Origin of the sequence: Pseudomonas sp. EL_65y_Pfl2_R95, assembly GCF_963971045.1 — a bacterium.
Taxonomy (GTDB): Bacteria; Pseudomonadota; Gammaproteobacteria; order Pseudomonadales; family Pseudomonadaceae; genus Aquipseudomonas.
In genome coordinates this window covers 1-25,200 of the sequence record NZ_CAXAOV010000008.1, presented here as the reverse complement: position 1 = coordinate 25,200, position 25,200 = coordinate 1, and the positions used below count along the sequence as shown (strand labels likewise).

Sequence of the window (25,200 nt, the reverse complement as noted above, 5' to 3'; positions counted from 1 at the left end):
CAACGAATGCAAACCGAGGAAAATTTCAGATCACTGATCAGCTCGGAAAGAAGGGAAAGAAGATCAGCAGAAGTGGGATCGACACAGCACCTGCCACCAAGATTAATGGCAACCCACATTTTACGTAGTCAAAGAACTTATACCCGCCAGCTGAGAGCACCATTAGGTTCGCAGGCATGCCAATGGGTGTGGCGTAGGCACATGAGCCACCAATCACAATACACATGAGCACGGCCCTGGGGTCTGCCCCGAGGTTGGCCGCAATAGACATGCCAATTGGCACCAAGAGTGCCGTCGTAGCGGTGTTTGACATGAAGTTGGTAAGTGCACAGGAAATGAAAAATACAGTGACCAACAACACAACAGGCGATGCGTTCTCACCCAACATACCGATGATGTAGCTTGCTGTTTCGGCCCCAGCCCCGGTTTTTTCCAGCGCACCGGCTAACGCCAGCGTCCCGCCAAATATGAATATGGTTTGGGTGTCGATAGATTGGTAGGCCTGCTTCTCCGTTAATACGCCGACTAGGACTAAAATCGCCGCACCAATACAAGCGGTGATATGAAGAGGGATACCGATTGCCCCTTCAAAAACCATCCCCAGAATGGTGGCTATCATCACCACCAGCGAAGTGGCTTGTTTCCACTTTGGAACCGTCGAGAAATCGGGTGTTTTTTGCTCCGCCGTTTTGTTGCCACTGCCGTCTGCCTCAGGCAAGAGACGGTAGCCGAAAAATGCAAAATAGATGATTCCACACACCAGCAACGGAAGGCCAATTTTGGCGTACTCAAAAAACGAGAACTCCAACCCAACCTTTTGCAGCGCACTTTGTGCAATTAGATTGCCCGGGGCACCGATAAGTGAAAGGTTGCCGCCCATGGCGGCAGCAAAGACCAGAGGCATCAACAAGCGCGAGCGCGAGAAGCCGGATTTGGCGGCGATACCGATAACAACCGGAATCAATACCGCTGCGGTACCCGTATTAGACAATACCCCGGAGAGCAGCCCGACAATCACCATGACCGCTACAATCAGCTGACGCTCGGTCTTGGCAAACCGGGTGACCAAACCGCCAATATTGTTGGCCATGCCCGTCTGAAACAAAGCGCCGCCAACGATAAACATGGCAACAAACAGGATGACGTTTGTGTTGATGAAGCCGTTGAATGCGCTTTTAGCATCAAGTACACCCGTCAACACAAGACCCAAGCAAACAATGATCGAGGTGAGCGCAAGAGGGATGCGCTCCCAGACGAACATAACGGTGGCGAATAGCAAAAAAAGCAACGTAATTTCTATGTGGCTCATGCAATTCACTCCCTGAGTAGGGAGGCTCCATATATTATTTTTGTTTAGGAATGTCTGTTCGCCACTCAGGGCGGCGAACAGGCGCAGCAATAGAGCGCCGGCTAAAGTATTTCGATGCGTATCTCTTCGCCGGACTCACGGCTTTGCAAAGTCAGTGCAGCGATGGACTGCAATCGGGTTTCACAACGCGAAGAAAAGTACCGACCGGTATGCCGGTACTTTCAGCGTCATGCAGGCGTTAGCGGTTAATGACTTCAAGAACAGCATCAGTCACTTGGCGGGTGGTTGCGGTGCCGCCCAGATCCGGCGTGTGCAGCCCGCTTGCAGTAACATCTTCAATCGCACGCATGAGGTGCTCGCTGGCAGCTTTCTCACCCAGATGCTCAAGCATCATGGCTGCGGTCCAGAAAGTGGCAATTGGGTTAGCCACACCTTTACCCGTGATATCAAATGCCGAGCCATGAATGGGTTCGAACATTGACGGAAAGGTTCGGTCGGGATTGAGGTTAGCGGTAGGTGCAATACCCAGGCTACCGGAGAGCGCTGCGGCCAAATCCGAAAGAATGTCGGCGTGAAGATTGGTGGCAACCACCACATCCAGACGCTCGGGCTTGAGCACCATGGTGGTGGTGACGGCATCAACCAACTCGCGTGTGGTGCGTACATCTGGGAAATCTTTGGCGACCTCGGCAAAGATTTCGTCCCAAAGCACCATACCGTGGCGCTGAGCGTTGGACTTGGTAACTAACGTCAGGTGTTTGGCCGGGCGACTGCGTGCCAGTTCAAAAGCAAAGCGATGGATACGCTCTACACCCACCCGGGTGAAGGTCGACACTTCAGTTGCGACTTCAATCGGCAGGCCTTGGTGAACGCGACCACCACTCCCTGAGTATTCACCCTCGGAGTTTTCACGGACGATCACCCAATCAATGGCCTCACCATTAGTCAGTGGGCTTTTTACGCCTGGCAGAACACGGGCGGGACGTACGTTTGCGTATTGGTCAAAGCCTTGGCAAATCGGCAGGCGCAAGCCCCAAAGCGAAATATGATCCGGTACTTTCAGGCTGCCTACGGCGCCGAAGAAGATAGCGTCAGACTGCTTGATCTCGGCCAAGCCACCGTCAGGAATATAGTGGCCATGCTTCAAGTAGTACTCAGAATCCCAAGGATAATGAGTGACATCGAATTTAAAACCACCCAGACGATCGGAAAGTCCTTGCAACACCTCTAAACCCGCAGCAATAACCTCGGTTCCGATACCATCACCTGGAATAGCAGCAATTTTGTAAGTCGTCATAAAGCGCTCCGTTTTTGTTTTGTAGCGGGTAGCCCGCTCGGTAGTGATGGCCCGAGTATATGTGGTGAAATAAACGAAGAGATTGAGTTAAAATAACTACTTTAGTGAATTCAGGTTAATAATGAGTCGTCCTCAGGATCTAACGTTTTTTCACGTTCTTGCCTTGCAAGGAACCCTCGCAGCGGCCGCTCGCGAACTGGGAATCACGCCGTCTGCCGTGAGTAAGCGCTTGGCTGCGCTTGAGCAGCGTTTGGGCGTGCGGTTAGTCAATCGCACGACGCGCTCACTGAGCCTGACGCCCGAAGGGGAAATCTATTTCCGTCATGCAAGCCGCATTATTGGCGATATTGATGCGGTCGAAGAATTGATAACCAGCAGCCGTCGCCAGCCCAAAGGCCTGCTGCGAGTCAATGCATCCATGGGATTTGGCCGGCGCTATATCGGCCCCGCATTGGCGGCGTTTATTGACCTCCACCCAGATGTCGAAGCGCAGTTGATCTTGTCAGACCGGCCAATGGATTTAGCCGCTAATGGCCTGGATATTGTTATCCGGTTCGGTACCCTGCCAGATGCAGGATTCCATGCGAGAAGAATCGCCAGCAATCGCAGAATGCTGTGCGCTTCGCCGCTCTATCTGGAGCGATTCGGCACGCCCGAACGGCTTCAGGATTTGGCCAGTCATAACTGTATTTTTCTACGACAAAACGACGGTACGCATGGTGTCTGGGATTTTGTGGAAGGCTCCCGTACACGTGGCGTGAAAGTACGCAGCAATCTTAGCTGTAACGATGGAGAGGTGGTGTTGAACTGGGCACTTGAAGGGCGGGGCATATTGCTTCGGGCCGAATGGGACATAGCACGCTACGTGCGCAGTGGTCGGCTCCGCCTGGTATTGGACGATCTGCAGCCTGCTCCAGCCGATGTATACGCCATTTATTCAGAGCAACATCAGTTATCGGCGAAGATTCGCCACTTCATTGATTTTCTGGTCGAGCGCTTTAAGCAAATTGATCACTTAGAACCCGCTGTTGGAGCTGACGCCGTCTAGCGCCTTGGTTGAATAAAAATATGCAAGGTGCTGAAAGCACTAAGCATTGTTCATACTCACAATATCAAAACGAAATTATTGTACTTTTGAACAAGCGCACTGAGCGCTAATCTGTGACTATATTCAGACCAGAACGCCGCACTGGAAGTCAGTCCTATGTTTGAACTTAACCATGAACTTGCCCAAGACATTGTTGATCGTGCGATGGCCATACTGCCGTGCAACGTCAATGTCATGGACAGCCAAGGCCTGATTCTAGGCAGCGGTGAAAAGGATCGAATTGATACCCGCCATGAAGGTGCGCAGTTAGTTCTGAGCAACAGACGCATTGTTGAGATTGATGAGCAGGCCGCGCAGAGCCTCAAAGGTGTGCAGCAGGGTATTAACTTGCCGCTGATGCATGATGACCAGTTGATCGGTGTATTGGGCCTTTCGGGCAACCCCCTTGAGTTGCGCACCTTTGCCCAGCTGGTGCGGATGACGGCTGAGATGCTGGTAGATCAGAGCCACATGCAGACCGAGCGCCAGTGGCGTCGTCAACGCTGTGATGATCTGATCGCCTCATTGCTTGCAGAAAATGGCGGCAGCAAACGCCAGATTGAAGAGGCTCATCAACTGGGGCTGAAACCTAACCTCTCGCGCACCCCCTATATCATCGAGGCTGAAAGCGAAGCCAAGGCGGACTATTTACAGACTCGCTACTCGGACAGCTGGTGTACGCCGTTGTCGCCGGGCACATTGCTCTGGTGCTGCCCTTCGAATGTAAAGATCGAGCTGACGGCCTTTATTGATCGCCTAAACGCTCAAGGTTGGGCCATTACCCGAATGGTTGCAGGGGCCCCGGCGCAGGACCTTCGACGCCTGCGCGAGGGCTGCCAACACGCCATCAACTTGCTCGATTACGGCCAAACGGTAAAGCCGGATGTAACGATTCTGGCACTTGGTCAGTACCGTATGCAGGCTGTGCTGTGGGCGCGGCGTGACGACGATGTAGTGGCCGCGCTGATGACGCCACTGCGCGGTATTCAAGCCAAGGACAGCAATGGCCAGTTGCTGCAAACGCTGCGCAGTTGGTGCGCCCATAATGGGCAACCGCAAGCCTGTGCAGACGCCTTGGGCATCCACCGCAATAGCCTGCGGTATCGGCTGGAACGCATCGCTGAGTTGAGCGGTAAAGATGTGAATCGCTTAAGCGAGTTGGTCGAACTTTACCTTGGCATAGAGTTGTTGCCCGTCGATTAACTGTCCATTTGCACAATGAAACGATGATTGCTTTGTTCGTATTACTAAAGCGACGCCCGCAAAGGCGTGTCAGCATGGCGACACGCCTAAGTTGGAGTTACCCATGAAAATAATAATCGCACCCGATTCATTCAAAGACAGCCTGAGCGCTGCCGAAGTCGCCAATGCCATCGCGCTTGGTCTGCAAGAAATCTACCCTGACGCCGAGCTGATCAAATGCCCCATGGCCGACGGTGGCGAAGGTACGGTTGACGCCATTCTCGCGGCTGTTGCGGGTGAGCAGCGGATTAGTCAGGTAACCGGACCCTTGGGCGATACCGTTGCGGCGCGCTGGGGCTGGCTGCCGGAAATGCACACGGCGATTATCGAAATGGCCGAAGCCAGTGGCTTGCAATTGCTGGCTGTCGAGCAGCGAGATGCCTGCGTCACCACAACCAGAGGCACTGGTGAACTGATCAGCCAGGCGCTGGATCTGGGCGCGAAACACATCATCCTTACCGTGGGCGGCAGCGCGACCAATGATGCCGGCGCGGGCATGTTGGAAGCATTAGGCGCGCGCTTGCTGGATGCGCAAGGTGCCGCGCTGCCGCCCGGTGGAGCCGCCTTGGCAACGCTGCAGAAACTCGACTTACAAGGCTTGGACTCGCGCTTGCCGGAAGTAAGCTTCGAGTTGGCGGCCGATGTCGATAACCCGCTCTGCGGTCCGAATGGCGCGTCCTACATTTTCGGCGGCCAGAAAGGCGCGAGTGATGAGCAGATTCGCAGCCTTGATCATGCGCTGGGGCATTTTGCAGATTGCATCGAGAAGCAACTGGGCGAGGATCATCGCGATTTTCCTGGCAGTGGCGCAGCAGGTGGAATTGGTTTTGCCGCACGTGCATTGCTCAAAGCCAAATTCAGGCCGGGCATTGAAGTAGTGGCGGAGCTGACCCAGCTTGCGCAGCATGTTGCCGGAGCCGACCTGGTCATCACCGGCGAAGGCCGCTTTGATGCCCAGACCCTGCATGGCAAAACGCCGCTGGGTGTAGCGCGCATCGCCCGACAACAGCAGGTGCCGGTAATAGTCTTGGCGGGCACCCTTGGTGCAGGATATGCCGATATCTACGCCCAAGGCATTGATGCGGCTTTTTCGATCACATCTGGTCCCATGTCGCTGGCGGACGCTTGCAGTCAGGCGCCACAACTGTTGCGCGAGCGGGCACGGGATATTGCTCGGGTACTCAAGTTGTAAGGCAACTTCTAGTCACCCGGCTGTGCGCAAGCGGCGACGCCTTGATCGCCAAGCTCGCGCACGCCCTGGCTCGGCCGTTTGCGGTAGTGAGTGCTGAGCTGCTGCGCCAGCTCGATAAAGTTGATGATCGGCGGGGACTGATTGAAGCTGCGGCACAGCAGCGTGATTGGTGCGACAAGTCGGGGCTTGGCATCGCGGATGCGGCAGTAGACCACGCTGCCCTCATGGAAACCCCGCATTGAAGCCGGCACCACCGAGATGCCAGCGCCCGCCGCGACCAGACTGACGTTGGTCAGCATCCGCTCCACCTCAAAGGCGATGATCGGTTCAAATCCGGCGTTACGACAAGCCTGCACAAGATTGGCGTACATACCGGGTGCCCCCGGACGGCGAACCAGAATAAAGCGCTCGTTCACCAACTCGGCCAGGGAAACACTAAACTCACTCGAAGGTGACTTGCCTTTGAGTAACCCATGGCCATCCGGAAGCGCCAGCAACAATTCTTCATTGAGCAAAGGGTGATACTGCGCCAGTTTGGGGTGCGCGATCGGCGCGCGAAGAATGCCTATGTCGGTGTGCTCGGCCATCACATTGTCCGTCAGCTCGCTGGCGTTACCTTCGTGCAGGATGATATCCACACCCGGATAACGCTCACGATAGCTGCGGATTATCTGCGGAATCAGCGGATGTGAAGCCGCCGAACTGGTGAAGCCGACACTCAGCGTACCTTCAATACCCTGTGCCGTTCGCGCCGCCTTGAGTGAGCCAAGTTCAACCTTGCGTAGAATTTCTTTGGCCTCACCCAGGAAGACCTTCCCACCAGCCGTTAGAACGACACCCTTGGGGTGGCGGACAAAGAGATCAAAACCAAGCTCCTGTTCCAACGCACGAACTTGCTGACTCAACGGCGGCTGCTGCATGTTCAGCCGCGCGGCAGCGCGGGTGAAGTGTTGCTCTTCTGCGACCATGACGAAGTAACGAAGATGACGCAATTCCATGACCAGTTCACCATGTGTCGAGTGAGTTGCTGCGCCACACGATACCGAATCCATCAGTGATGGGATAGGATACGAAGCCCCGAGTGGCGTTGGGGTTTCAAACTAATAATAATTAAGAATTACTGATGTTCAGAGTTGCTCGATCAGGTCTTGCTCAACTGGTGCTGGCTGTAACGCTTGGTAGCCTTTTGGGTGTCTGGAAGCCGAGTCTGGCGATCGAAATGAAGCTGTTCAGCGACCTGTTTATTGCTGCGGTACGCCTCATTACGCCGCTGGTTATGTTCGTCCTTATTGCCTCGAGCGTTGCCGGGTTGCGCGGTTACAGCACCAGCCTGAGGCTAAGCCTGACAACACTCGGTTACTGGCAGTTAATGTCACTGCTTTCGCTTGTGTGTGGCTTGTACGTCGCCCTGTTGTTGCAGCCTGGGGTTGATATGCCCACTGCGGACCCAAGCATGCAGCATGCGACGGTGCTGGTTAAAAGCATTTCAGTTACACAGATTCCTGCCTTGCTGGGTGCTGCATTCGAACACAGCATAATCTTCAAGGTATTGCTCGCGGCCTTGGTTGCGGGGTTGGTGCTCGGCCTCGCAGGCGACAAGGCAACTCGACTCAGGCAGGCACTGAATGCCTCTGTTGGCCTGGTGTTTCGGGTCATGCAGTTCATCATTCGTTTTGCCCCTCTGGCTGCGTTCGGCGCCATCGCATTCACCATCAGCGTATACGGCGCCGGCGCCTCTATCCCGCTGGCGAAGTTCGTCGCAACCGCCTACGCCGCGAGCCTGCTGTATATCCTGATCGTGATGACGCTGGCACTCAGGTTAAGCGGTATTAGCCTATGGCGACTGATTGGCTATATCAAAGAAGAGCTCTTTTTGGTCGCATCGACGGGTTCTTCTGTGGCGGCGCTGCCCCGATTGATCGACAAACTCGAAGCTGCAGGATGCAACAGCAAGCTCGTGCGCTTAACCCTGACCACCGGCTACAGCTTCAACCTCAATGGCTCCAATATCTACCTGATGGTCGCCGTGATCTTTCTCGCCCAATCAGCTCATGTCGACCTGAACGGACAGCTCCTGCTTACCGTGCTGCTTGTCAGCTTGTTGACCTCGCTAAGCTCCACCAGCGTCGCCGGCTCGGCATTTATCACCCTGACCGCCACCCTCAGCATGCTGCAGATCGTCCCCTTGGAAAGCATCGGGATTCTCATCGGAGTAGAACGCATGATGAAGTGCCGCTCGCTGACCAACGTGCTGGGCAACTGCGTCGCCTGCTTGACGATGGCCAGTTGGCACAAGGAGTTGGATCAACAGAAACTGGCAAAGGCGTTGGGTTAGCTGCTGTCAGCGGTATTGGCGCACGCCATTCCATAGCCAGCCTCAACCAGACCTATAAAGCAAAACGACCGGCACGTGGCCGGTCGTTTTGCATGGTCAGCCGCTTAGTTGGACGCTTTCACCAACTTAGCAAAGGCCTTGTCCAGAGCCGCGTCAGCATCCAGCAAGTGCTGGCGGTGATCGGTCATCCAGTCGCGATCCGCCTTGAGGGTCTTCTGCGATTCAGCCAGCATGCGTTTCACTTCGGCTGGCTGAGGTCCGCCAGTGCCCTTGCGGGACTCAACCATGGCCCGTGGCGACAAGGTCGCGCGGAAAGCCGCTTCATCCAAGGGCAATTTCTGCAAATCCCATTTGTACTTTTGGGCCGCTTTGGTAAAGAGCTTTTGTGCATCGGCGTAAGGGAAGTCTTTCGGGTAATAACCCTCCTGGCGCGCTTCCTCGACAATCAATGAGGCAAAGCTGTGGCCAATACGAAACGGCACTTTGTACTCGCGTTCAAGGGTGTCGGCCAACTCCATTGACGTGGTCCAGTCGGCATCCAACTCTTCCATCGCCCGCTCCGGATTGATCACCAGAGCAGCCAGCACGCTGTCAAAACGCTTGTACATCTGCACGGCAGAAGTAAACAGCCCAAGCGAGTCAAATGCTGCTTTGTAGTCCGTCATGCCGGTGGTCACGTTATGCGCACGAACAGTGGTGGCGTTGGCCAGGCCGACCACATCAGATGCCGACTCGCGGGTGCGCATCAGCAGCCCTGGGTTACGCTTCTGTGGCATGGCGCTGCTGGTGTAGGTTGAACCTTCCTCAAGCAGCAGCCAAGGGCGCGTTTGGTGATACTGGGTGTGGATATCACCAATCATGGCGCCCACCCTAATCGCCGAAGATGAAGCAATCCCTGCGGCTTCCAACGGAATGTCATAGGTCGACACCTGGCCCGCATCGAGCGAGTTTTCGCGCAAGCCATCAAAGCCCAGCAGATCGGCCAGACGCTCACGGTTCAGCGGCCAACCCGAATTGGCCAATACGGCAGTGCCCATCGGGCTCAGGTTCAAACGTGCATAAAGTTCATGGATGCGCTGAGCATCACGCTCAAACGAGGCTTCAAATGCCAACAAGTAATGCGCATAGCTGATTGGCATCGCTTGCACACCGTTGGTATACGCCGGGACCAGGGTGTCGACATTCTTCTCGGCGATTTTCAGAATGCGCGCGCGCACCTTGTTCAAGGCATCGCTGTAGTCCAAAACCTGAGCACGCAGTACGGCCAGGCGATAGGTGGCGTACATATCCTGTCGGCTACGGCCAGAGTGAATCAACGAAGCCTCAGGGCCGATTTTATCGACCATGATTTTTTCGACCTGCAATACATCACTCGGACGTTTGCCGCCAGGCTGCTTGGCCTGATCAATCACATGCTGAACCCCACCGGCAATCAAATGACCAAGCTTGGGCGTGACAATGCCTTCTTCAGTAAGCATCACAATCGAGGCTTTGTTAATGCGGTTCATCCAGCTGAACTGCTCCTCGTAGGCGCCACCTTTGGCACTGTGCTTATCCACCGTTGCACCGATCTTCTCGGCCTGCGCCGCGCATTCAGCGGTGGTTGTACAAGGCAGATCCGCAGTATTGGCAGCCTGAGCGCCGAACGAGATAAAAAGCGAATAGGCAACAGCGAGGTGGATCAGGTTCTTTCTGAATTTCATGGTGCATTCCTTCCGAACAAAGCGGTTAAATCAGGGCCAGCTGACTGGCAGCCAATAGCGGCGCGGCTCAAAGCAGTGCGAGGGTGTAACTGAAGATCAAACGGTTCTGATCAATATCGTTGCCGCCATTGCTGCGGTAGGTGCCGTTGCGCCATTTGATGCCGAAATCCTTGAGCGGGCCGCTCTGCACCACATAACCGATGTCGGTATTGCGCTCCCACTCCTTGCCCTCGCGACCGGGTGAACGAACGAAGTTGTCACCACTGGTATAACGGGTCATAAAAGTCAGGCCGGGAATGCCAACTGCCGCAAAGTTGTAGTCGTAACGCGCCTGCCAGGAACGCTCTTCCGGGCTGGCGAAGTCGGCAGAGATCATCACGTAGTTAACCAGATATGAATTGGTGCCTTCGATGTGCGGAAAGCCGGTTTCGCCATTCATTTCCTGGTAGTTGACGCCAAAAGAGTGGCCGCCAAGGTTGTAAATCAACTTGGCACCGAAGGCCTTGTTGTCGACATTGGTTTTGCCGTCATTGCTGGAGTAGGCATAGCGAATGTCAGTCTCAAATGACTGCGTGTCACCCAGAGGATATTTGTATTTGATATTGGCAATGTGCTGCCGGTAGTTTTTATCAAGGTGCGCGTAGTTGTAGCCCGTGGTCAGGTTTTTATCCCACTTGTAATTGGCACCGGCAAAGTTGAATTCATCACTGTCCTGGCCACCCTTGATGCCTTTACCTGCAACGGCAATGTCATCGTTGGCACTGGAGTTACGCAAGCTGTTCTGGGTCAGACGGCCGAGGTCCACCGTCAGGTTGTCGACCTCTTTAGACTGCAACTGCGCGCCTTGAAATGTCTGCGGTAGCAACCGCGAATCATTGGGCAGTACAGTGGGGATTTTCGGGATCAGGGTGCCGACGTGCAGCACACTCTTGGAGATACGTGCCTTGGCCGCCGCACCTAACTGGCTGTATTCATCCGGTGCTTTATCATCACCTACTGGCAGCAAACCAGTGTTTTGCCGGTCGGGTCCAGAGTCCAGCTTGACCCCGAGCAAACCAATGGCATCCACGCCAAAGCCTACCGGCCCCTCGGTGAATCCCGACTTGTAATCCAAGATGAAACCTTGAGCCCACTCATCCCGCAGAGATTGGCTTGCACCTTCCTGATGGTAATCACTATTGAGGTAGAAGTTTCGCAGCTCGACTGTAGCCTTGCTGTCTTCGAAGAAAGCCGCATTGGCAGTAAGCGGAACAGCAAGGGCCGTACTGGCGGCAAGCGCGGCTTGAAAACGCGATTGGCATCTCGACATGGTGTTGCCTCGTTTTTGATTGTTTTTATTTGAGCTGTCAGGCAAGTGGCAGCAAACAAGATGCTAGAGACAATCAATCGAGATTAAAAATATATGTAAAGTATCTATTCAATACTTATTAAGTATTCATATAAAACTGCGCTCAAACAAAGGTCCGCCCTTGAATGGGCTGAGTAATGGTAAAAAATTTCACGCGGGTGATCCGCTTGCGAGCCGAGGTTTCGGGTACTGCCTCGGACTAGCTTCGGTATAGCTTGAGGCTGGCTACCCGCTCCCGATAAGCATCCAAACGCTCCTTGAGTTGGCCTTTGTGCTGCGCTGCGACACAGTGCAACAGCACATTCAAGGCACTGGTCAAGCCCCCAGTCGACTCCAGAATCAACCCGGTTTTAGTCTTCATGGTGATGATGCTGGGCGTGTCGATGTGCCGGGCGATGCCGTATTCGTCGGTAAAAACCACCAAGTCTGTACCCTGCCTCAGGCAGTTGTTGGCGAAGGAAATTCCAGCATCAGCATAGGGCGCGATGTCGATTAGAATCACACAGCAGCGCTGGTCATGGCTGTCGATCCAGTGGCCAAGCACGCCACTGTACAAATCCAGAAATTCGACACCGGAACGCACCAGCGCGAGGCGGTTGGCGAAATCCTCCGCCAAACCGCGGATGGTCTGAAATCCGCAGACAAACACCCGCTCGGCTTGACTGACTTTGGCCACGGTATCGCGCCAATATTGACTGGCTAACTGGTCGGCAAATTCGTTGAGTGCAGCCACTTCTTGATGCAGGTGAGAGACCAAATCTTCCGGCTGCTGAACCCGCTCGATCAGCGTGGTGTTGAGCAACGACTGCACCCGCACTTCGTCGCGGAGCTCTTCCTTGAGACTTTTCAGGCCTTTGTAACCCAGTCGGCGCAAAAAACGGCTGACCGTATTCGGGCTGACGCCGCTTTTGCTCGCAAGCGTAGCGCCAGTTTCAAAGGCAAGCTTTTCCTGGTTGGCTTGGATATAGGCCCACAGCGTTCGCTCGGCTGGGGTTAGCTTGCCTTCAAGGCCTTCCATCTTACTGTCGAGCATGCTGGTGTCCCTGGTTATGATAAAAAGTTCTGGAATCAATATGTCAGACTATTGATCTTTGGAATAAATATATTCTACTCTCAAGGCGTAACGCAAAGAGACACCGGTCAACAGCTTCATGGGTAAGTCTGCGCAGCTCAACAAGACGCAACACCCTGCTACCAACCCGTCTCGCTTTTCCTGCCGCAACAACAATTACAGGGTCAAGCTCAATCAGCGCGACCCAAAACGGAGAACAGGAACATGCTCGCACTGCGTAAAACCACCCTCTGCGCCGCGCTCGGCGCACTTCTCGTCGTCAATGCTGCGCAGGCAGCTGAAGAGCTCCACTTGTATAACTGGGGCGACTATATCAACCCTGAAGTACTAAATCGCTTCACTGCTGAAACCGGAATCAAAGTGTCACTCGACACCTATGGCAGCAACGAAGAAATGCTTGCCAAGCTGCAAGCCGGTGCCAGTGGTTACGACATAGTCTTCCCTTCAGTGCACATGCACGACAGCATGGCTGCCCTGGGACTGCTGGAAAAGACCGACATCAACCAGAGCCCGGCTTTTGCCAATATCGACCCGCAATTCCTGCGTGCTAAATCCGATCCAAAGGGCGAGTACTGCATGCCCTACGCATGGGGCACAGTCGGTATCTTCTACAACAAAACCAAAGTGTCCAAACCGATCGAGACCTGGGATGACTTCTTCGCCGAAGCCAAGGCAGGCAAAAAGGTCATCATGCTCGACGACATGCGCGAAACCCTTGGCGTTGGCCTGATCGAGAACGGTAAATCGGTCAATAGCATCAACCGTGACGACCTGAAACTGGCGGCTGACTGGTTGCTGGAGCGCAAACCGTTAATCTCCGCCTTCACTTATGACAGCGTGCCCATGGTTCAGTCGGGTGATGCGGTGGCCGCGCAGTATTTCGTCGGTGCTGAAATGTACGTCAAACAAGAGCCGGACAAGCTCGCCTACGTGATTCCAAAAGGGGGTGCGACCCTATATCAAGAAGATATGTGCGTGCTCAAGAATGCGCCGAACAAGGCTAACGCCAAACGCTTCATGGAATTCTTCCTGAAGCCTGAAATCGCCGCACTCAACACTGCTCAGCAAACCAATGGCACGCCAAACAAAGCGGCGCTCAAGCTGCTCCCGGCCGAGTTGCGCGAGGACCCGCAGATCAACCCGCCAGCGGATGTAATGGCCAAGCTGCAAATTTTTCAAGATATCGGCAAAGGCCTGAAATTGTACGACCGCACCTGGACCAAAGTACGCACTGCCAACTAAGTCCAGGGCTGTCCACTGCCTGATCGCCCGCTGTGAATCCCGGCCATGAGGCCGGGACGGAGTTATCCATGAGCGTTTACACCCGTATTGCGCCGGTCGTCGAGATCCGTGGCGCCGTGAAGCACTACCGTGCCCCTGAAGGTCATTTGGTTCGCGCACTCGATGGCGTTGACCTGAGTGTCGGCGCCAACGAGTTCGTGACCCTACTCGGCCCTTCGGGATGCGGCAAAACCACCTTGCTGCGCACCATCAGTGGGTTTGAGCAACTGGACGGCGGTGAACTGCTGATCCAAAACGAACCCATGAACAATGTGCCAGCTCATCAGCGACCGGTGCACACCGTGTTCCAAAGCTACGCGCTGTTCCCGCACATGAGCGTGGGCGACAACGTCGGTTACGCACTCGAAGTACAGGGCGTTGGCAAGTCCGAGCGGCGCCGGCGAACTGCTGAGGCACTTGAGCTGGTCGGTCTTGGAGGCTTGGAACGGCGCAAACCAGGGCAACTTTCTGGTGGTCAGCAACAACGCGTGGCGCTGGCCCGGGCATTGGTAGATCGCCCGGCGCTGCTGCTGCTCGATGAGCCTTTGTCGGCCCTTGATCGCCAGCTACGGCAAAGCATGCAGCGCGAATTAAAGAAGCTGCAGCATGAGCTGGGCATCGCCTTTGTCTTCGTCACCCACGACCAAGAAGAAGCGCTGACCATGTCGGACCGCATTGTCGTGCTCAATGGCGGCCACATTCAGCAGATAGGCACACCTACAGAGATTTACGATCGTCCGGCAAACGCCTTCGTTGCAGGTTTTATTGGTGAGAGCAACCTGTTTGACGTCAGCGTCAGCGCGATCTGTGCAGATATGGCTGAGCTACGCAACGAACAAGGTGACCTTTTGCGAGTACCCGCCAGGCAACTGCAGGTGGGGCAAAAGCTACAGGCGATGTTACGTCCCGAGCAGTTTCAGCTCGACAGCCACGGCGCAGATAGCGCTCAACTGGAAGGCCGAGTGGAACAAACCCTGTTTATCGGCAAAGACTTTGAAGTGAGCCTGCGCACCGCGCATGGCACTCAGGTCAAGGCTGTTATTCGCGATACAGGCCGCCATGACCTGCACCGCCTGCAACCGGGCAGTAGCCTGCAATTAAGTTATGCACTGACCGCCGTACATCTGATTGACGAGGCCAGGCCATGAGCAGCTTAGCCGGTCGTCGACGCCTGCAATTGATTGGTCTGCTGAGCCCTGCGACATTCGTGATTGGCCTGTTCTTCCTCACTCCGCTGGCGATTATGGCAACCTACAGCCTGCTTGAACCCGGCCTCTACGGCGGCGTCGAGTGGAGTTTTTACCCAGATAACTTCGGTCGTGTCCTCGGTTGGGCCGATGGCACTCTTGAAGAGTTCGACCCGGTTTATCTGGAGATCATTCTGCGCTCGTTCAAGCTCGCGGCAATCACTGTCGTGCTGACGCTGTTGGTGTGCTATCCCGCTGCATTCTGGGTCGCCCGCCAGCCTGAGAAGATGCGCAACTTCTGCATGTTCCTGATCACCCTGCCGTTTTTCACCAGCTTGATTGTGCGCCTCTATGCCTGGGTGCTGATTTTACGCCCGAGCGGCTTTATTAATACCACGCTACTGGCGCTGGGCATCAATACCCCGATCAACCTGATCTACACCGAAACTGCCGTGTTGATCGGCATGACCTACATTTTTATCCCGTTTATGTTTATGCCGGTTTACGCCAGTGTCGAGAAGCTAGACCGTCGTTTACTTGAAGCCTCAGCCGACCTGGGGGCCAGCCGTTGGCAGAGCTTCTGGAGAATCATTTTTCCGATGACGCTGCCGGGTATCGCGGCAGGTTCGATCATCGTATTTATCCCCAGCCTCGGTAACTTTATCGTTCCGTCATTACTCGGCGGCGCACAGGTGTTGATGATCGGCAGTTTGGTTGAACAACAGTTTCTGGCCGCACGCAACTGGCCCTTTGGCGCGGCACTGGCGATGCTGTTGATGGTCGCGGTGTTGGTGTGCCTGATCCTCAACGTGGTTGCGCAAAACCGGAACAAGGCAGGTGCACAATGAATGCCCTTCTCGCGCGCTTAGGTCGTGGCCTGCTGGGTGGCTATAGCCTGGCTTTCTTTGTGTTTCTGTACCTGCCGATCGGCTTGATCGTGGTCTACTCGTTTAACTCCAACCCAATCAATATGATGATCTGGAGCGGGGCCTCGCTCGACTGGTACCGCTCGCTGTTTGGGCTGTCCAACGAACTCGGCTCAAGCAAGATGTACGTTGAGTCCACCGACCAGTTGCTGGCGGCATTGCGCACCAGCCTGGCCATCGCAATGAGCACGACTGCGATTTCAACGATTGCTGGCACCTTTATGGCTCTTGCCTTGGCGCGATATCGCTTTCGTCTGCAAGGGTTCTACCGCGTGCTGATGTTTATGCCAATGCTGATGCCCGACATTGTGCTCGGCATTGCACTGCTTATTTTCTTCGTCGGGATCGGCATGCCGTTGGGCAAAACCTCAATTATCATCGGCCACTGCACCTTTCTTATCAGCTATGTGTTTCTGGTAGTGAGCGCACGCCTGGCCGGCATGGACAACCGCCTCGAAGAGGCCTCCGCAGACCTCGGCGCATCGCCATTGCACACGTTTCGCCGCATCACCCTGCCGTTGATTCTGCCAGGTGTCATTGGCGGCGCTTTGCTGGCGTTCATCATTTCGATGGACGATCTGGTAATTACCTACTTTATCTCCGGCGTCGACTCCACAACCCTGCCTGTGTACATCTACGGCATGATCCGCCGGGGTATCAAACCCGAGATTAACGCCATCGCCACCCTGCTACTTGTTGCCTCATTCATTATCGCTGCAGGCGGTTTATACCTGCGCAGTCGTCAACCCGCGACAACCAAGGAAGACGCTCATGGCTAAGCTCCGCGCCCGCGAACTCGGTTTACCGATGCCCGGCAAAACCGGCCTGAACAATGCAATCACCGATGTACCTGGGGTGAAGGTTGGCTACCAAACCATTAATGCTGTGGTGGCCAGCGGCAAGCAGGTGAAAACCGGCGTCACGGCCATTTTACCTCGCGGCTTCGAGTCCGATCCGCAGCCTGTCTGGGCGGGCTTTCATGCGCTCAACGGCAATGGCGAAATGACCGGCACCCACTGGATCGAGCATGGCGGCTACTTTGTTGGGCCCATGTGCATCACCAACTCGCACAGCGTCGGCATCGTCCACCATGCCGCAACGCGCTGGACCATCAATCATTTTGCCGATGCCTGGCAAGCCGAGCATTTGTGGGCCATGCCGGTCGTAGCCGAAACCTATGACGGTGTGATCAACGACATCAATGGCCAGCATGTGGGCGAAAGTGATGCCCTCGCCGCGATCAACGCTGCCGCAAGCGGGGCGATCGCTGAAGGCAATGTCGGCGGTGGCAACGGCATGATCTGCTATGGATTCAAGGGCGGTACAGGCACCGCCTCGCGTTGTCTTGAGATAGACGGCCAGACCTATACCTTCGGCGTTTTGGTGCAAGCCAATCACGGCCAGCGCAAATGGTTCAAAGTGCTCGGTACGCCCGTCGGCGAACGCTGGGATGATGCCGTACCAGAAGGGCTGGAACGCGAGCGTGGCTCAATCATCGTGGTGATTGCCACCGATGCACCTTTGCTGCCCCATCAGTTAAAGCGCCTGGCGCAGCGCGCCGGTCTTGGTATCGCACTTGGCGGCACACCTGGCGGCAATAACTCGGGGGATATTTTTCTCGCCTTCAGTGTGGCGAATCCACGGCCATTGCCGCAGCTTTCGCCGACCAAACTGAATTTCGATTACCTCAATGATGAGTGCTTCGATGCAATCTACCTGGCGGCGGTGCAAGCCACCGAAGAAGCCATTCTCAATGCCATGCTCGCCGCTGAAGATGCGCCCATGCAAAAACCTCAAGGTCTATGTCAGGCGATCGATGGCCAACGCCTGATGGCAATGATGCAAGCAGCAAAAACCTGAATCCAAGCGGCCGTCCTTGACCCAGGTGCGCCGCTCAAACCCGGTAGGCATCAAGCATGCTCGTCATGTCATCGGCGAGCTGATTGATCTGTGCGTCGGGTACATCGCGTTCGGCAAACACGCGCAAACCAATAATCTGTGCCTGCAGCAGCCGTGCCAGCCTTGGGCAATCGACATCAGGGCGCAACTCGTTCGCCGCCTTGGCTTGCTCCAGTGCAGTGCAAATCCTCTGTTCGACCAACGCCAGAACAGCGTCGACCTTGGCCAGGAGTTCGGCATCTTCCGGATTGATTTCAAGCAAGGTCTTAACCAGCATGCAGGCCTGTGCTGGCGCCTCAGAGCTGCCATCGCAGGAGCGCACAACGGAGCGCAAATAGCCCGCTAACCCATCAAGAACAGTCGGCGAGCAATCGAGCATCATATGAAAGTTGTCACCGGTGCGCGCGACATAGGCATCCAGTGCCTCGATAAACAGACCGCTCTTACTGCCGAAGGTCGCGTAGAGGCTGCCTGGACGCATATCCAGGGCCTGTTCAATGTGCTTCATCGATGATGCGTAATAGCCGCGCGACCAGAACAGCTCAACAGCACGATCCAGGGCGACTTGACGATCAAAACGGGCAGCACGGGGCATGATGGTCCTTGGAATTCGAGAAAACTGATTTTGAGCAATCGTTCAATTATAGCTTGAACGAGGGCAAGCTCTCAATTACCGTGGACCTATATTTGAACGATCCTTCAAGAAGGATTCAGCAGGAGGACTCCCAATGCCTGAGAAACCCATCATCGTCTTTGATGTGAACGAAACACTGCTGGATATCACCACCCTGGAGCCACTGTTCGAGCGCATATTCAATGACAAAGCCGTGCTGCGTGAATGGTTTGCCCAGCTAGTTCTGTACTCACAAACCATGACCCTCAGCGGCCTCTACCAACCTTTCAGCGAGTTGGGTGCTGGCGCGTTACAGATGCTTGGACTGATTTATGGCAAAACCATCAGCGACGCCGACACTGGTGAACTGAAACATCGCCTGAGCACCATGCCAGCCCATGCCGATGTGGCGCCGGCTCTGATGCGGTTGCGCGAAGCCGGCTTTCGCCTGGTAACGCTGACCAACTCAGCCAGCAGTCCTTCACCTACAGCCCTGGAACTGGCCGGCCTGAGCGAGTTCTTTGAACAGTCGTTCAGCGTTGAAGCAGTAAAAAAATTCAAACCCGCCCCGGAAACCTACCAACTGGTGGCCGATCAGATGCAGGTAGAGCCCAGCGCGTTGATCATGGTCGCGTGTCATCTTTGGGACACCATTGGTGCACAAGCTGCGGGCTGCAAAGGTGCCCTGCTCAAGCGTCCGCACAATGCGATGCTGCCAGCGGACGGCGTGCCCGAGCCCGACTTTAGCGCGGGTCAATTAAGCGAACTGGCCGAGCAAATTATTACTCAGGCAGGCTGATTGAATCGAGCGCCTGCTCTCAACTTACTGCGCAAAAGAGGAACCCGTAATGGAAGATAACTCTGCTTACACCCCACCTGCTGTTTGGACTTGGGATAAAGAAAGTGGCGGCAAGTTCGCGAGCATCAACCGACCTATTTCCGGACCGACTCACGACAAGGTTCTACCCGTCGGCAAGCACCCCTTTCAACTCTACTCACTGGCCACACCCAATGGTGTGAAAGTTACAGTGATGTTTGAAGAACTCTTGGCCCTGGGTCACTCAGGTGCTGAATACGACGCCTGGCTGATCGACATTTCAGAAGGTGACCAGTTCTCCAGCGGCTTTGTCGAGGTCAACCCTAACTCGAAAATTCCGGCATTGATGGATCACAGCGACGCCACCTCAATCCGCCTGTTCGAGTCGGGTTCTATTCTGCTGCACCTGGCGGAAAAATTTGGTGCCTTGCTGCCAGCCGAGTCGAAAAGCCGTACAGAAGCGCTCAATTGGTTATTTTGGCAGATGGGCAGCGCGCCTTATCTGGGCGGCGGATTTGGCCACTTCTATGCCTATGCGCCAAGCAAACTTGAGTACCCCATCGACCGCTTTGCCATGGAAGTTAAACGCGAGCTCGATGTACTTGACCGGCAACTTGCCAATAACCGCTATATCGCTGGCGAGCAATACAGCATTGCCGATATTGCCATTTGGCCGTGGTACGGCGTGCTGGCGTTGGGCGGGCTATACGAAGCGGCTGAGTTCTTGGACGTCAAGAGCTATACCAATCTGCAACGCTGGGCCAAAGAGATTGCCAGCCGCCCGGCGGTAAAACGCGGCCGTATGGTTAATCGCACGTGGGGTGAGCCAGCGGAGCAACTGCGCGAGCGTCACGACGCCAGCGACTTCGATAACATCGCTTGACCACAGGCGGCTCAGGCAGGCAGAAATACTTGCCTGAGCAAGCGCTTTTAATGCGCTCTGTGCATAATGCGCAGCATGAGTCTAACCCCTTCACATCCAACTGTTCCCCGCCGCCTGCGTTGGCGCAGCCTAGTTCTGCTCGGGCTTATGCTCGCGCCGTTACTGTGGCCGCTGCAAATTGTCATCGAGCGTTATTACCGCCAACAGCTGTCTGATCAACGCCAGCAGATTCTCGACCTCTACGTTGCCAACCTTCTGGGCACCCTCAGCCGCTATGAAGTATTGCCGCCGATTCTCGGCCAGCTACCCACTTTGCGCCAACTCTTGGCCCAGAGCGACTCGGCGATCAAGCGTGACAGTGCCAACCGTTTGCTCAACGATTTGAAGGAACAAACCGGCGCCGATGTTATTTACCTGATGGCGCCCAACGGTCAAACCCTGGCCGCTTCCAACTGGCAACAAGATGACTCCTTTGTCGACCGTAACTTCTCGTATCGACCCTACTTCCGTGAAGCCTTGCAGGGCCGTCCGGGACGCTTCTTTGGCTTAGGCACCACCTCCGGTAAGCGCGGTTACTTCTTCGCGGCTGCCGTGCGTGATGCAACCGGAGTCATTGGCGTATTGGTAGTGAAGGTCGATCTTGACCACACCGAAACACTCTGGGGCGATCGCCCGGAGCGCTTGCTGGTGACGGACAATTATGGCGTGGTGATTCTGACTTCGCATCCGGGCTGGCGGTTTCACTCAACGCGGACGCTGGATAATGCCGAGCGCGCAGCAATTGCCGACACCCAGCCCTACCAGATCCAGTCTCCGCCACCGCTGAACCTCCAGCCAGACGCCTGGATGCAGCAATCGCGCGTCCTCGACAATATCGGTTGGACTGTCAGCATTCTTGCCCCCCGCGCCCTCCTCGACCGCCCGGTACGGAGCGCGGTTGCGGTCGGTGGCGCCGCACTGCTGATGCTGATATTACTGCTCGGCCTGCTGATCCAACGGCGTCGCCACTACCTGGAGCGTATTGCACTCGACGCCCACGCGCGCCAGCAGTTAGAGCAACGCGTACTCGAGCGCACCCAAGACCTTGAGCAACTGAACAGCCGCCTGCGCCTCGAAGTACTTGAGCGTGAACACGCCCAGCAAGAATTGGTACGGGCCCAAGATGAACTGGTTCAGGCCAGTAAGTTATCGGCCCTTGGCACCATGTCGGCGAGTATCAGCCATGAACTCAACCAGCCGCTCGCGGCTATCCGCAGCTACGCAGAAAATGCCGGGGTATTGCTTGATCACCAGCGCAACGATGACGCCCGGCACAATCTCAAGCTGATCAGCCAGCTGACTGAGCGTATGGCCTCGATCATCGCGCACTTACGCGCCTTCGCTCGACGCGACCGGCATGCGCCGGAAACAGTAGCCCTGCAACCGGCAATCGATGACGCACTTGCCTTGCTCGCCAAACGACGCAGAGCCATGGATGTAGAACTGATTCGCGACCTGCCCGACGCAACACTGTGGGTGCAGGCTGGCGAAACCCGCCTGCGTCAACTGCTCGGTAACTTGCTGGCTAACGCCTTGGATGCCTTGAGTGAGCGCCCACAACCGCGGCGCATCTGGATCAGCGCCGAAATAACCGAAACGACCCTGGACCTACACTTGCGTGATAATGGCCCCGGTTTTAGCGAAGAGTCTCTGCAGCGGGCACTGGAGCCATTTTTCACCACCAAGACCAGCGCCCAGGGCCTAGGTCTGGGTTTAGCCATTTGCGAAACCCTAATCCGCGCCCTGGGTGGTGAGTTACGCTTGGCCAATCATAAAGATGGCGGCGCCGTGCTGACCCTGCACCTGCTGCGCAGTGGTAGCACGATGAACAGACCGCATCAGCCCGATAACGAAAGCTGAAGACTTTTTAAGATTTTTTGTCTGCCTGTTATTACAAGTCGATAATGACCAACCCTGAGGTTTTGCTCCATGACCACCCTCGACGCCCGTACTCAGGTTTTGCTGATTGATGACGATCCTCATCTGCGCCAAGCCCTAAGCCAGACTCTTGATCTCGCGGGCTTGCAGGTCACCAGCCTGGCTAATGCGCAAGACATCGCCACGCACATAGCCCGCGATTGGCCGGGCGTTGTGGTCAGTGACATCCGCATGCCCGGCATCGACGGCTTGCAACTGCTCAAGCAGTTGCAAGAGCAAGACTCAGAGCTGCCTATTTTGTTGATCACAGGCCATGGTGATGTGCCGCTCGCGGTTCAAGCCATGCGCGCGGGCGCTTATGACTTTCTGGAAAAACCCTTCGCCAGTGAGGACCTGCTCGACAGTGTGCGCCGGGCGTTGGCTCTGCGCCGCTTGGTGCTGGATAACCGCAGTCTACGGCTGGCACTGACCGACCAGCACCAGTTGACTGCACGCCTAGTCGGTCAATCACCGGCCATGCAACGCCTGCGTGAACAGATCGGTGCGCTCGCCAGCATCAGCACTGATGTATTGATTTTGGGTGAAACCGGCGCCGGCAAAGAGGTGGTCGCACGCGCCCTGCATGACCTGTCGAATCGTCGCGATGGGCCATTTGTGGCGATCAACGCCGGGGCACTCGCCGAATCGGTGGTCGAAAGCGAGCTGTTTGGCCACGAGCCCGGCGCCTTCACTGGCGCGCAAAAACGCCGCATCGGCAAGTTTGAGTTTGCCAATGGCGGCACCCTGTTTCTCGATGAAATCGAAAGCATGAGCCTGGATGTGCAGGTCAAACTTCTGCGACTGCTGCAAGAGCGCGTGGTCGAACGCCTGGGGGGCAATCAGCTAATCCCGCTGGACATCCGCATCATCGCGGCCACTAAGGAAGACCTGCGTCAGGCTGCCGACCACGGCCGCTTCCGCGCCGACCTTTACTACCGCCTTAACGTAGCGCCGTTGAGCATTCCGCCATTGCGCGAACGTGCCGACGATACCTTGTTACTGTTCCAGCATTTTGCCGATAACGCCAGCGCACGCCATTCACTGCCCAATCGGATACTGCAGCCAGCACAGTCTGCACAGTTACTCCGTCACACCTGGCCGGGTAACGTGCGCGAACTGCAGAACGCTGCCGAGCGCTTTGCCCTCGGCCTCGGCCTTGGACTTGAACAGGTGCTCGATGAGCCGCCAGCACTGGGCGTGCAAGGTGATTCGCTGAGTGAACAGGTGGAGCGCTTTGAACGCTCAATCATCGCCGCCGAACTCAACCGTTCCCACAGTTCAATGCGCAGCCTCGCCGAAGCCTTGGGTGTGCCACGCAAAACCCTGCATGACAAATTGCGCAAGCACGGGCTGAGTTTCGCGGACACTGGCGAAAGCTCGCCAGATAACCCTGAGTAACTGGCGGAAAACCGCCAGAACCCGTAAATAACCATTTGCTTCTATGCATGAAATGCACAGCAATAAATTCACCCTTATACTGCAGCATTCCGTGCAAGCCCTTAAAAACGGGCAGTTCGTGACAAAAACTGAAAATTGGATGGCTGTTTTTCGCACAAACAACACTCTGGCATGAGCGTTGCTCTATTCTTTGCAGGCGATACAACAAATACAAGCCAGGTAATCTCTGCCATGCGCCCGTCATTTTCTGACAAGCAGCCTAGACTTGTTGTTGTTCGCCCGTTTTTTGCGCTAGAGCGCTCAACGCTATAAACACAACAAGAGGAAGTATTCGCATGTTCAAAATGACTGCCAAGGCGCTCGCATGTGCCCTGTCGCTGAGCATCGCCGGTATGGCCCAAGCGGCCGACCCGATCGTGATCAAATTCTCCCACGTCGTAGCCGACAACACGCCCAAAGGCCAAGGCGCCAACCTGTTCAAGAAACTGGTTGAAGAACGTCTGCCAGGCAAAGTAAAGGTAGAGGTTTACCCGAACTCATCACTCTTCGGTGACGGCAAAGAAATGGAAGCTCTGCTGCTCGGTGACGTGCAGTTGATCGCTCCATCGCTGGCCAAGTTCGAGCAATACACCAAAAAACTGCAGATTTTCGATCTGCCATTCCTGTTCAACGATATTCACGCAGTCGACAAGTTCCAGCAAAGCCCGCAAGGCCAGGAACTGCTGACTTCGATGGAATCGAAAAACATCACCGGCCTGGGCTACTGGCACAACGGCATGAAGCAGCTGTCGGCTAACAAGCCACTGCACGAACCAAAAGACGCTCGCGGCTTGAAGTTCCGTGTACAGGCATCTGCTGTGCTCGAAGAGCAATTCAAAGCCGTACGTGCCAACCCACGTAAAATGAGCTTTGCCGAGGTTTACCAAGGCCTGCAAACTGGCGTTGTAAACGGTGCGGAAAACCCGTACTCGAACATCTACAGCCAGAAGTTCAACGAAGTTCAAAAGTACATCACCGAATCCAACCACGGTGTACTGGACTACATGCTGATCACCAACACCAAGTTCTGGAACGGCCTGCCGGACGACGTCCGCACCGAGCTGGATAAAATCCTGGTTGAAGTAACAGCGGAAGTGAACAAGCAAGCTGAAGTCCTCAACGAGGGTGACAAGCAGCGTATCATCGACGCTAAAACCAGCGAAATCATCACTCTGACTCCAGAGCAACGTGCTGAGTGGCGCGATGCTATGAAGCCTGTCTGGAAGAAGTTTGAAGGCGACATCGGCGCTGACCTGATCAAAGCCGCTGAAGCATCCAACTAATAAGGTGACTTAGCCGCCCTGCGGCTCGGAACCCGGTAGCGCACTGCTCAACGGGCATGCGCTACCGGGGTTTTACGCAAGACCGCGGTCACCACGGTCTTCGCCCCTCACCTTTGGAGATCTTATTGATGAACGCCTTGCGGCGCGTTTGGGACCACTTTGAAGAAGGCTTTATCGCCTTTCTATTAGGGGCGATGACGCTAGTTACCTTTACCTACGTAATCCTCAACAACCTCTACACCTTCTTCTACAGCTGGGCAGACCACTGGGAAGGCGGGAGCGAGACGTTGTTCTGGATCGGTGATCACATTCTCGACATGGCCCAGTCCATGA

The 25,200-nt window shown here is 55.4% G+C and carries 21 protein-coding genes and 1 pseudogene; 15 read left to right on the top strand and 7 right to left on the bottom strand.

Features of this window, described 5'->3' with window-relative positions:
* Positions 1-37 precede the first annotated feature (37 nt).
* On the bottom strand, positions 38-1,309 hold the full coding sequence (locus tag AACY09_RS21090) for an SLC13 family permease (RefSeq protein WP_339490847.1): 1,272 nt from the start codon (positions 1,307-1,309) through the stop codon (positions 38-40).
* A 238-nt stretch (positions 1,310-1,547) separates the two neighbouring features.
* Positions 1,548-2,606, bottom strand: a complete 1,059-nt coding sequence (locus AACY09_RS21085; protein WP_339490846.1) for a tartrate dehydrogenase — start codon at positions 2,604-2,606, stop codon at positions 1,548-1,550.
* A 121-nt stretch (positions 2,607-2,727) separates the two neighbouring features.
* On the opposite strand from AACY09_RS21085, the gene AACY09_RS21080 reads away from it, so the two are divergent.
* The 3 genes from AACY09_RS21080 (at position 2,728) to AACY09_RS21070 (ending at position 6,127) form a co-directional block, all read left to right on the top strand.
* Positions 2,728-3,654: a LysR family transcriptional regulator gene (locus AACY09_RS21080; protein ID WP_339490845.1), complete on the top strand. Its 927-nt coding sequence runs from the start codon at positions 2,728-2,730 to the stop codon at positions 3,652-3,654.
* Between the two features lie 156 nt (positions 3,655-3,810).
* Complete coding sequence (locus AACY09_RS21075) at positions 3,811-4,896, top strand: sugar diacid recognition domain-containing protein (RefSeq protein ID WP_339490844.1); 1,086 nt, start codon at positions 3,811-3,813, stop codon at positions 4,894-4,896.
* Between the two features lie 103 nt (positions 4,897-4,999).
* On the top strand, positions 5,000-6,127 hold the full coding sequence (locus tag AACY09_RS21070) for a glycerate kinase (protein WP_339490843.1): 1,128 nt from the start codon (positions 5,000-5,002) through the stop codon (positions 6,125-6,127).
* An 8-nt stretch (positions 6,128-6,135) separates the two neighbouring features.
* On the opposite strand, the gene AACY09_RS21065 is transcribed toward AACY09_RS21070, so the two are convergent.
* Positions 6,136-7,125: a LysR substrate-binding domain-containing protein gene (locus AACY09_RS21065; RefSeq protein ID WP_339490841.1), complete on the bottom strand. Its 990-nt coding sequence runs from the start codon at positions 7,123-7,125 to the stop codon at positions 6,136-6,138.
* Between the two features lie 125 nt (positions 7,126-7,250).
* Between AACY09_RS21065 and AACY09_RS21060 the strand changes: the two genes are divergently transcribed.
* Positions 7,251-8,462 (top strand): cation:dicarboxylate symporter family transporter, encoded by a 1,212-nt coding sequence (locus AACY09_RS21060; RefSeq protein WP_339490839.1) that lies wholly within the window; start codon positions 7,251-7,253, stop codon positions 8,460-8,462.
* A 104-nt stretch (positions 8,463-8,566) separates the two neighbouring features.
* On the opposite strand, the gene AACY09_RS21055 is transcribed toward AACY09_RS21060, so the two are convergent.
* The 3 genes from AACY09_RS21055 to AACY09_RS21045 all read right to left on the bottom strand — a co-directional run bounded on the left by AACY09_RS21055 (position 8,567) and on the right by AACY09_RS21045 (position 12,546).
* Positions 8,567-10,165 (bottom strand): argininosuccinate lyase, encoded by a 1,599-nt coding sequence (locus AACY09_RS21055; protein ID WP_339490837.1) that lies wholly within the window; start codon positions 10,163-10,165, stop codon positions 8,567-8,569.
* Positions 10,166-10,232: 67 nt separating this feature from the next.
* The gene (locus AACY09_RS21050) at positions 10,233-11,474 is read right to left on the bottom strand and encodes an OprD family porin (protein WP_339490835.1); all 1,242 of its coding nucleotides are present in this window, start codon (positions 11,472-11,474) and stop codon (positions 10,233-10,235) included.
* 238 nt (positions 11,475-11,712) lie between these two features.
* Entirely contained in the window at positions 11,713-12,546 is an 834-nt protein-coding gene (locus AACY09_RS21045; protein ID WP_339490834.1) for a MurR/RpiR family transcriptional regulator, read from the bottom strand.
* A gap of 243 nt (positions 12,547-12,789) precedes the next feature.
* On the opposite strand from AACY09_RS21045, the gene AACY09_RS21040 reads away from it, so the two are divergent.
* The 5 genes from AACY09_RS21040 (at position 12,790) to AACY09_RS21020 (ending at position 17,839) form a co-directional block, all read left to right on the top strand.
* Entirely contained in the window at positions 12,790-13,827 is a 1,038-nt protein-coding gene (locus AACY09_RS21040) for a polyamine ABC transporter substrate-binding protein (protein ID WP_339490833.1), read from the top strand.
* 68 nt (positions 13,828-13,895) lie between these two features.
* Positions 13,896-15,014: an ABC transporter ATP-binding protein gene (locus tag AACY09_RS21035; protein ID WP_339490832.1), complete on the top strand. Its 1,119-nt coding sequence runs from the start codon at positions 13,896-13,898 to the stop codon at positions 15,012-15,014.
* Entirely contained in the window at positions 15,011-15,901 is an 891-nt protein-coding gene (locus tag AACY09_RS21030) for an ABC transporter permease (protein WP_339490831.1), read from the top strand. The genes AACY09_RS21035 and AACY09_RS21030 overlap by 4 nt, the downstream gene beginning before the upstream one ends.
* On the top strand, positions 15,898-16,758 hold the full coding sequence (locus AACY09_RS21025) for an ABC transporter permease (RefSeq protein WP_339490830.1): 861 nt from the start codon (positions 15,898-15,900) through the stop codon (positions 16,756-16,758). Before AACY09_RS21030 ends, AACY09_RS21025 begins: the two co-directional genes overlap by 4 nt.
* A complete protein-coding gene (locus tag AACY09_RS21020) occupies positions 16,751-17,839 on the top strand; it encodes a DmpA family aminopeptidase (RefSeq protein WP_339490829.1) in 1,089 nt (362 codons plus the stop codon). Before AACY09_RS21025 ends, AACY09_RS21020 begins: the two co-directional genes overlap by 8 nt.
* 34 nt (positions 17,840-17,873) lie before the next feature.
* Here AACY09_RS21020 and AACY09_RS21015 read toward each other — a convergent pair whose 3' ends face one another.
* Complete coding sequence (locus tag AACY09_RS21015) at positions 17,874-18,473, bottom strand: TetR/AcrR family transcriptional regulator (protein ID WP_339490828.1); 600 nt, start codon at positions 18,471-18,473, stop codon at positions 17,874-17,876.
* Between the two features lie 133 nt (positions 18,474-18,606).
* Here AACY09_RS21015 and AACY09_RS21010 point away from each other — a divergent pair, with 133 nt between their 5' ends.
* The 6 genes and pseudogenes from AACY09_RS21010 to AACY09_RS20985 all read left to right on the top strand — a co-directional run.
* On the top strand, positions 18,607-19,290 hold the full coding sequence (locus tag AACY09_RS21010) for a haloacid dehalogenase type II (protein ID WP_339490827.1): 684 nt from the start codon (positions 18,607-18,609) through the stop codon (positions 19,288-19,290).
* Between the two features lie 49 nt (positions 19,291-19,339).
* Complete coding sequence (gene yghU, locus AACY09_RS21005) at positions 19,340-20,191, top strand: glutathione-dependent disulfide-bond oxidoreductase (protein WP_339490825.1); 852 nt, start codon at positions 19,340-19,342, stop codon at positions 20,189-20,191.
* 75 nt (positions 20,192-20,266) lie between these two features.
* Positions 20,267-22,090, top strand: a complete 1,824-nt coding sequence (locus AACY09_RS21000; RefSeq protein ID WP_339490823.1) for a sensor histidine kinase — start codon at positions 20,267-20,269, stop codon at positions 22,088-22,090.
* A gap of 69 nt (positions 22,091-22,159) precedes the next feature.
* Complete coding sequence (locus tag AACY09_RS20995) at positions 22,160-23,545, top strand: sigma-54-dependent transcriptional regulator (protein WP_339490821.1); 1,386 nt, start codon at positions 22,160-22,162, stop codon at positions 23,543-23,545.
* A gap of 335 nt (positions 23,546-23,880) precedes the next feature.
* Positions 23,881-24,867 carry a C4-dicarboxylate TRAP substrate-binding protein DctP gene (gene dctP, locus AACY09_RS20990; RefSeq protein ID WP_339490820.1) on the top strand — a complete coding sequence of 329 codons (987 nt, stop codon included), beginning with the start codon at positions 23,881-23,883 and terminating at the stop codon, positions 24,865-24,867.
* 128 nt (positions 24,868-24,995) lie between these two features.
* Positions 24,996-25,200: pseudogene (locus AACY09_RS20985) on the top strand (C4-dicarboxylate ABC transporter); the annotation flags it as partial.